Raw genomic sequence first — 8,462 nt, forward strand, 5'->3', positions numbered from 1 at the left:
CCGCAGAGCTTCGGGCAGGACGGGGAGTGAGCGAGGCGCGTATCGGAACCGGGATACGGTACGAGTGAACGACGAAGCTCTTGCCCGAAAAGATCATGCCAGCGCGCCCAACCTTATTGCATGGCTACGGCTTGGCCAGCTCACCGCTCCCGGCCCCCGCCGGGCCAGCCTCCTCCCCGCCCCCTCGCAACCACCGTCGCCAGTCCGCCAAGGTATCCACATCCGCCCGTTCCCCGAGCAGCGCCACCCGCAAGCCCGCACCCTCCGCCTGCATCCGGGTCACGGCCAGCACCCGGTCCGTACTCCAAGGAATGTCCCGAAACAGGACCGGCCACACCCCCCGCATCCCGATCAGCCAGTAGCCGCCATCCGTCGCCGGACCCAGCACCACATCGTGCCCCTCCAACGCCCGCATGGCCTCCTGGAAATCGGACGCGCCCAGTTCCGGACAATCCGTCCCCACCACCAGCACCTGCTCCGCACCCCCCGCCCCAGCCTCCGTCACCGCCCTCGTCAGCCGGGCACCCAGATCCCCCCCGCCCTGGGCCGCCATCCGCCATCCGGGACGCAGCCACGGCAGGATCTCCGCCCCCGCCTCGTCGGGCGTGTACCGCAGTTCGACGTCCGCCACCCCCGACTCCAGCACCACCGACAGCGTCCGCTCAACCAGCACCCGGTAGATGGCCGCCGCCGCCGCCGCATCGAGATCGGCGGCCAGTCGCGTCTTCACCTCTCCCGGGCGGGGCGCCTTCAGAAAGACCACCACCCGGTGCGTCCCCCCGGCCCCCGGCGCGGGCACCCGTGGCACCGGTCAGTCCTCCCCCTTCGAGGTGAACTGATCCTCCTTCCGCCGGAACAGCACGTTGAACGTCGTCATCGACCCGTAACAACGCGTGATGTACCCCTGCCAGTCGAACTTCTCCGTGTCGGTCAGCCGCGGGCTGGAATTCAACTTCTGTTCCAGGGTTCGCAGGTTGTTCCGCATCATCACGATCTTGTGGAAAAACGTGTCCAGCGGCACCTCCTTGGTCTGCAGCGTCGGGTCGTTGGGATGCAAAATCATCCGGCCCCCGTGCCAGCGCGACGCCAGCTCGTCCCGCACCACCTCCGGCTGCTCGATCCCCAACCGGTCCACCACCGCCCGCACCGTCTCCTCGACGAACTGCTGCAGCGTCACCGTGAGCCCGCTCACCGCCGCATGCGCCTCCGCCGGCTGCAACCCGCTCGCCTCCGGCGACACCTCCCGCCGCACCCCGTCGTCGAACTGCACCGTCGCCGACTGCTCATCGATCGCCTTCACCGTCCCCGTCCCGCAATTCGGATGCCGGACCCGCATCCCCACATGAAGCGCTGTGACGTTCATCCCCGCGACCCTATCGCCCGCCCGTCCGCGCGCCAAGCCGCCCCGCCCGGGCGAACCGGGCGGCGGTGCATCCCGGAGTTGTGGGTGAGGAGGCAGCACATCGGAGGGACGAGCTCTGCGAGTCCTCAACCCAACTCCCCCCCGACGATCCCCGGTAGGCGCGGACGTCAGGACTCGAACCTTTCAACGCTCCACACCGTTGCGGCCTCGTGGAACTCGGCCCTCCGAAGCGACGCTTGGCGAAGTTCGCACCTCTCCCCACAACTCCGGGATGCACGGGGGGCGACCTGGAACCGCCCATTCGAGTTGCCATCCTGACGATTCCCGGTATGGCAGTGGGCCCGTTCGGCAGTCGATTCCCACTCCTTCATCCGACCCCCCAATCCATCCGCCCTGCGCATGTCCTCCGACTCCGCCTCCTCATCCGTCCCCCACGGCTGGGTGGCCCGCTTCCTGAACGGCATCGAGCGCATCGGCAATCGCCTGCCCGAACCCGTCGTCCTCTTCGTCGTCATCGCCGTCGTCATCCCGCTCGCCAGCGCCCTCGCGGCCACCGCCGGCTGGACCCTCATCCATCCCGGCACCGGCGAACCCCTCCAGGCGGTCAATCTCCTCACCCCGCCGTATCTCCAGCGCATGCTCACCGAGGCGGTCTCCAAGTTCGTCAACTTCCCCCCGCTCGGCGTCGTTCTCGTCGCCCTGCTCGGCGTCGGACTCGCCGAAAAGAGCGGACTTCTCGCCGTCCTCCTCCGGCTCCTTGTCGATGCCCTGCCCCGACGGATCGTCACCGCCGGCGTGGTCTTCGCCGGCATGCTCAGCAATGTGGCCTCCGACGCCGGCTACGTCGTGCTCGTCCCCCTCGCCGGAGCCGTGTTCGCCAGCGTCGGACGCCATCCGGTCGCCGGGATCTGCGCCGCCTTCGCCGGCGTGTCCGGGGGATTCTCGGCCAACCTCCTCATTGGCACCGTGGACCCCATGCTGGCGGGTTTCACCGAGTCCGCCGCCCAGCTTGTCGATCCCGCCCTGCGCGTCAACGCGGTCGCCAACTACTACTTCATGGCCGCCTCGACCCTCGTCCTCACCGTGGTCGGCACCCTCGTCTCCGAACGTCTTGTCGAACCGCGGCTCGGCCCCTGGCCGCCAACCGCCCCTCCAGTCCCCGCTCAGGCCCCCTCCCCGGGAAACCCAGCCCCGCCGGCCACCCCGGCCCTCTCCCCCCTCGAACGCTCCGCCGCCCGCTGGGCCATCCTCACCGTCTTCCTCGTCGTCGCCGCCATCGTCGCCCTCACCGCGCCGGCCGACGGTTTCCTTCGTGGCCCCGAAGGTTCGTTCGATCCCTTCTACCGCTCGATCGTCCCCCTCATGGCCGTCGCCTTCCTCCTGCCCGGCGCCGTGTACGGACGCCTCACCGGCTCCGTCCCGTCGGCCCGCATCGCCTACCGCATGCTTTCCGAGACCATGGCCTCGATGGGCGGCTACATCGTCCTCGCCTTCGTCGCCGCCCAGTTCATCGCCTATTTCAAGTGGTCCAATCTCGGCCTCATGCTGGCTGTCTCCGGCGCTGACCTCCTCAAAACCTCCGGCCTGCCCACCCCTCTGCTGCTCATCGGCGTCGTCCTCGTCGGGGCCTCGGTCAACCTCTTCATCGGCTCGGCCTCCGCCAAGTGGGCCCTCATGTCCCCCGTGCTCGTCCCCCTCATGATGAGCCTCGGTCTCTCCCCTGAAATGGCCCAGGCCTCCTACCGCGTCGGCGATTCCGTCACCAACATCGTCACCCCCCTCATGCCCTATTTCCCCATCGTCCTCGCCTTCGCCCAGCAATGGACCCCGGGACTGCGCCTCGGAACCTTCCTCGCCGCCATGATTCCCTTCTCCCTCGCCTTCCTCCTCGCCTGGTGCGCACTCCTCCTCGGCTGGTACGCACTCGACCTGCCCCTGGGCCCCGGCGCCAACGTCCTCTACCCCACCGCGCCCTGACCCCACGCGCCCCCCTCCCCGATCCCCCGACCTGGATCGGTTGGAAACGTTGGATCTGCCCACCCTCCAGACCTCTGGCTTCGCTCCACCGCCGCCGTTCCCCCGCGGGAAAGCATCCCGCAGCAGGGGAACGAAGAATCGCCGTTGGGTGTCCGCGCTTTAGCGTGTCGGCGCCTGGGATCGCAGCAGGAAATCGCGACACGGCTCTGACCCGCTGAAGCCGGGACATCACCCCGGGAAGGCCAAACCCCATTGGATCCGCGTCAACATTACTGTGCCCGTCTCATTGCATCGCCTCGTCAACATTACTGTGCCCGTCTTATTATTAGACTTCTCCTTCTCCTTCTCCTTCTCGCTCCAGCCCGGCCCACCCTCCCCCACCCCCAGCGAGATGCCGCCCAACCGCGGTGGGGATGCACTTGTCGCGAGCCGTCAACAATCAACAGTACAATGCCGGTCCCATTATCTGTTTCCTCGGGCGCCTCGCGGCGGTTGCCCCGCCGTCCCCCGAAGTCCACACTCCCCTCATGATTGATGTCGCCGATCCCCTCGCCGCCGGCACGGATCGCTTCCCCACCCGGGCGGTCCTCCCTCCCGAGCGCCTCGATGCCCTCTCCCGCGAAATCCTCGCCCTCAAGCAAAGCCGCAACGCCGTCATCCTCGCCCACAACTACCAGGTCCCCGAAATCCAGGACGTCGCCGATTACGTCGGCGATTCCCTCGGCCTTTCCCAGCAGGCGGCCCGGACCTCCGCCGAGGTCATCGTCTTCTGTGGTGTCCATTTCATGGCGGAAACCGCCAAGATCCTGAACCCCGGCAAGATCGTCGTCCTGCCCGACCGCGATGCCGGTTGTTCCCTCGAGGAAAGCTGCCCCGCCGACCGCCTCGCCGCCTTCCAACAGACCCTCGGCAACCCCTACACCATCGCCTACATCAACTGCTCCGCTGCGGTCAAAGCCCTCAGTGACGTCATCTGCACCAGCGGCAACGCCGTCCGCATCGTCGAAGCCGCCCCCGCCGATCGCCCTCTCCTCTTCGTCCCCGACGAAAACCTTGGAGGCTGGGTCATGGAACAGACCGGCCGCCCCATGACGCTCTGGAAAGGCAACTGCTACGTCCACGTCGAGTGGACCCACCGCGCCATCACCGAGATCCGCGCCCGCCACCCCGGCGCCCCCCTTGTCGCCCACCCCGAATGCACCAAGGCCGTCCGCATGCTCGCCGACGAAGTCTGTTCCACCGAGAAAATGGTGTCCTGGTGCAAGGCCACCCCGGCCTCCTCCATCATCATCGCCACCGAAGCCGGCATGCTGCACCGCCTCAAGAAGGAGTGCCCGGACAAGACGTTCATCGCGGCCCCCACCGAGAACTGCCGTTGCAACGAGTGCCGCTTCATGAAGCTGAATACCCTCGAAAAACTCCACGACTGCCTCGACCGCCTCGAACCCCGAGTCGAACTCGACCCGGCCCTCATGGACCGCGCCCGCCTTCCCATCGAACGGATGCTCCAGCTCTCCGCCACCCCGCCCATCCCGCAGGCCACCGCCGCCTGAACACTGCCGCCTGAACGCCGCCCGCACCCAGGCCCCCCCATCCATGCGTCATCCTCCCTCCCTCGAAGGCCCGCACCTCGCAACACAGCCAGGTTCCCTCCGCCTCCCGTCTGCCGCCTCCCGCCGCACCTGGCTGCGTCGTGCCGCCCTGTCCCTCGCAGGCCTCCTGCCCGCCATCGCCCCATCCGCGGAAGCCCAAACGGCCGCCGCCCGAACCTCCCGACCCGAACCCCGCCTCCTCAAGGTTCTCCCCCACTTCCTGGACCTCGACGGACGCCACACCGTCAACCCCAGCCTGTTCGATCGCGACGCCTACCAGGCCGAACTGCGACTCCACCCGGAACGCCGCTCGGGCATGCGCTTCGACATCCTCTGGAGACCGCCCCGCGGCGGCCCCTACGCCTTCGATCTCTCCCTCGAACTCCGCGGTTCCCTCGCCCCCGCCGCCGCCCCCGTCATCCTCTCCGCCCGCGCCACCTCCCGCGCCCGGTTCACCCAGTGGACCCGCGTCCCGCTCGTTGGCCCCGACTACGCCGCCCTGGGCGAACTCCTCTCCTGGCGCATCCGTCTCCTCCGCGACGACCAACCCGTCGCCGAAATGACCTCCTTCCTCTGGTAACCCCCTTCCTCAGCCCCCCGGCCCCCTGTCTTCAGGCTTCAGGCTTCAGGCTTCAGGCTTCAGGCTTCAGGCTTCAGGCTTCAGGCTTCAGGTCTCAGGTTTCAGGTCTCCTCCCTCACCCCCCCGCCCCCCCGCCCCCCCGCGCCTCTTGACGCCCGGCTCCGACCCGGTAGTTGAAAGGCCATGAATTTCGAGCGTTTCACCACCAAGGCCCAGGCCGCCCTGCGCGACGCCCAGAACCTCGCCTACCAGAACTCCCACCAGGAACTCGACACCGTCCACCTCCTCCTTGCCCTCGCCGGACAGGCGGACGGCCTCATCCAGCCGCTCCTCCAGCAGCTCGGCGTCCCCGTCCCGTCACTCGTCAACGATCTCCAGCAGGAACTCGCCGGACGCCCCAAGGTCACCGGCATCGCCTCCTCCGACCTCTTCCCCAGCAACGCCCTCAAACGCACCCTCGACGCCGCCGAAACCGAGGCCCGCAAGCTCCACGACGACTTCATCAGCGCCGAACATCTCCTCCTCGCCCTCCTTCACGAAGGCGGTCCCGCCCTCCAATCCATCTTCCGCCGCCATCGGCTCAAACCCGACGCCGTCCTCTCCGCCCTCGCCCAACTCCGCGGCAACCAGCGCGTCACCGACCCCAATCCCGAAGACAAGTTCCAGGCCCTCGAAAAGTACGGACGCGACCTCACCGCCCTCGCCCGCCAGGGCAGGATCGACCCCGTCATTGGCCGCGACGACGAAATCCGCCGCGTCATGCAGGTCCTCACCCGCCGCACCAAGAACAACCCCGTCCTCATCGGCGAACCCGGCGTCGGCAAGACCGCCATCGCCGAAGGCCTCGCCCGCCGCATCGTCGCCGGCGACGTCCCCGAAACCCTCCGTAACCGCACCCTGATCGCCATGGACCTCGGCGCCATGATCGCCGGGGCCAAGTACCGCGGCGAATTCGAGGACCGCCTCAAGGCCTTCCTCAAGGAAATCACCTCCAGCCAGGGGCGCATCATCCTCTTCATCGACGAACTCCACACCCTCGTCGGCGCCGGCAAGGCCGAGGGCGCCACCGACGCCGCCAACATGCTCAAGCCGCAACTCGCCCGCGGCGAACTCCGCTGCATCGGCGCCACCACCCTCGACGAATACCGCCGCCACATCGAAAAGGACCCCGCCCTCGAACGCCGCTTCCAGCCCGTCCAGGTCGCCGAACCCTCCGTCGAAGCCACCATCGCCATCCTCCGCGGCCTCAAGGAACGCTACGAAGTCCATCACGGCGTCCGCATCCAGGATGCCGCCCTCGTCGCCGCCGCCACCCTCTCCCATCGCTACATCAGCGACCGCTTCCTCCCCGACAAGGCCGTGGACCTCATCGACGAGGCCGCCTCAAGACTCCGCATGGAACTCGATTCCATGCCCACCGAAATCGACCAGCTCGAACGCCAGATCCTCCAGCTCGAAATCGAACAGACCGCCCTCCGCAAGGAAAAGGACGACGCCTCCCGCGATCGCCTCCAGCGCCTCGACCGCGACCTTGCGAACCTCCGCGAGCAGTCCGGCCGCCTCAAGGCCCAGTGGCAGAACGAAAAGGCCGCCCTCGATGCCGTCTCCGTCGTCAACGGCGAGATCGAAAGCGCCAAACTCGAACTCGAAAAAGCCCGGCGCGTCGGCGACCTCGCCAAGGCCTCCGAAATCCAGTACGGTCGCCTCCCCCAGCTCCAAACCAGGCTCGCCGAAACCGAAAAAGCCCTCCAGTCCGCCCCTCCCGGCACCCGCCTCCTCAACACCGAAGTCGCCGAGGAGGATGTCGCCAAGGTCGTCGCCTCCTGGACCGGCATCCCCGTCACCCGGCTCATCGAGGGCGAACGCGCCAAACTCGTCGGCATGGAGGAACGCCTCGCCCGCCGTGTCGTCGGCCAGCCCGAGGCCATCCACGTCGTCAGCAACGCCGTCCGCCGCGCCCGTTCCGGCCTTCAGGACCCCAACCGCCCCATCGGCACCTTCATGTTCCTCGGCCCCACCGGCGTCGGCAAAACCGAACTCGCCCGCGCCCTCGCCGAGTTCCTCTTCGATGACGAACATGCCCTCGTCCGCATCGACATGTCCGAGTACATGGAGAAGTTCTCCGTCCAGCGACTCATCGGCGCCCCCCCAGGCTACGTCGGCTACGAGGAGGGCGGCCAGCTCACCGAAGCCGTCCGCCGACGCCCCTACTCCGTCCTCCTCTTCGATGAGATCGAAAAGGCCCACTCCGACGTCTTCAATGTCCTGCTCCAGGTCCTCGACGACGGACGCCTGACCGACGGACAGGGCCGCACCGTGGACTTCAAGAACGCCATCATCATCCTCACCAGCAACATCGCCTCCCCGGTCATCCAGGAGTTCGCCGCCTCCGGTCCCGCCACCCCCGCCGACCAGCAGGAACTCGAACGCCTCGTGCGCACCGAACTCAAGGGTCACTTCCGACCCGAATTCCTCAACCGCCTCGACGACATCATCATCTTCCACAGCCTCGGCGCCGAAGACCTCGACCGCATCGTCGAAATCCAGCTCGCCCGGCTCGAACAGCGCCTCGCCGCGATGCAGCTCGAACTCACGCTGGATCCGGCCGCCCGTCGCCGCCTCGCCCAGGAAGGGCACGACCCCCAATTCGGCGCCCGCCCCCTCAAGCGCGCCATCCAGGATCTCCTCCTCGATCCCCTCGCCCTCAAACTCCTCGATGGCGAATTCAAACCCGGCGACCGCGTCGCCGTCACCGTCGCCGACAATCAGCTCGCCTTTCGAAAGGGATGACGTCCGGGCGAAGGGCGAATCAGGAATTGAGGTGACCCTCCCACGGACCAGGGGCACCGTACGCACCCCGAGGATGAGAACAGAGAGTGTCCACCCTGCATCCATTTGGAGCGCGGACAGCCCAGTCCGCACCGACCCCGGCAAAGTCACAGGACACGCA

6 protein-coding genes are annotated in these 8,462 nt (G+C 67.7%); 4 read left to right on the top strand and 2 right to left on the bottom strand.

The annotated features are described in order from the left end of the window. Window positions 1-124 precede the first annotated feature (124 nt). Both KF833_20300 and KF833_20305 read right to left on the bottom strand, forming a co-directional pair. A complete protein-coding gene (locus tag KF833_20300; protein ID MBX3747657.1) occupies window positions 125-808 on the bottom strand; it encodes a TIGR04282 family arsenosugar biosynthesis glycosyltransferase in 684 nt (227 codons plus the stop codon). Window positions 809-811: 3 nt separating this feature from the next. Then, window positions 812-1,363, bottom strand: a complete 552-nt coding sequence (locus tag KF833_20305; GenBank protein MBX3747658.1) for a hypothetical protein — start codon at window positions 1,361-1,363, stop codon at window positions 812-814. Window positions 1,364-1,762: 399 nt separating this feature from the next. Between KF833_20305 and KF833_20310 the strand changes: the two genes are divergently transcribed. From KF833_20310 to clpB, 4 genes are all read left to right on the top strand, one after another. Next, window positions 1,763-3,340: an AbgT family transporter gene (locus KF833_20310; protein ID MBX3747659.1), complete on the top strand. Its 1,578-nt coding sequence runs from the start codon at window positions 1,763-1,765 to the stop codon at window positions 3,338-3,340. 527 nt (window positions 3,341-3,867) lie between these two features. Beyond that, entirely contained in the window at window positions 3,868-4,893 is a 1,026-nt protein-coding gene (gene nadA / locus KF833_20315) for a quinolinate synthase NadA (GenBank protein MBX3747660.1), read from the top strand. A gap of 43 nt (window positions 4,894-4,936) precedes the next feature. Further along, window positions 4,937-5,512: a hypothetical protein gene (locus tag KF833_20320; GenBank protein MBX3747661.1), complete on the top strand. Its 576-nt coding sequence runs from the start codon at window positions 4,937-4,939 to the stop codon at window positions 5,510-5,512. Between the two features lie 183 nt (window positions 5,513-5,695). Then, window positions 5,696-8,302: an ATP-dependent chaperone ClpB gene (gene clpB, locus KF833_20325; GenBank protein ID MBX3747662.1), complete on the top strand. Its 2,607-nt coding sequence runs from the start codon at window positions 5,696-5,698 to the stop codon at window positions 8,300-8,302. Window positions 8,303-8,462 lie beyond the last annotated feature (160 nt).

It is taken from the genome of Verrucomicrobiia bacterium (assembly GCA_019634625.1).
GTDB lineage: Bacteria > Verrucomicrobiota > Verrucomicrobiia > Limisphaerales > CAIMTB01 > CAIMTB01.

Bases quoted from the DNA above. Each gene is read 5' to 3' on its own strand.
- KF833_20305 (MBX3747658.1), bottom strand. From the start codon at position 1,363: ATGAACGTCACAGCGCTTCATGTGGGGATGCGGGTCCGGCATCCGAAT.
- KF833_20310 (MBX3747659.1), top strand. From the start codon at position 1,763: ATGTCCTCCGACTCCGCCTCCTCATCCGTCCCCCACGGCTGGGTGGCC.
- nadA (MBX3747660.1), top strand. From the start codon at position 3,868: ATGATTGATGTCGCCGATCCCCTCGCCGCCGGCACGGATCGCTTCCCC.
- KF833_20320 (MBX3747661.1), top strand. From the start codon at position 4,937: ATGCGTCATCCTCCCTCCCTCGAAGGCCCGCACCTCGCAACACAGCCA.
- clpB (MBX3747662.1), top strand. From the start codon at position 5,696: ATGAATTTCGAGCGTTTCACCACCAAGGCCCAGGCCGCCCTGCGCGAC.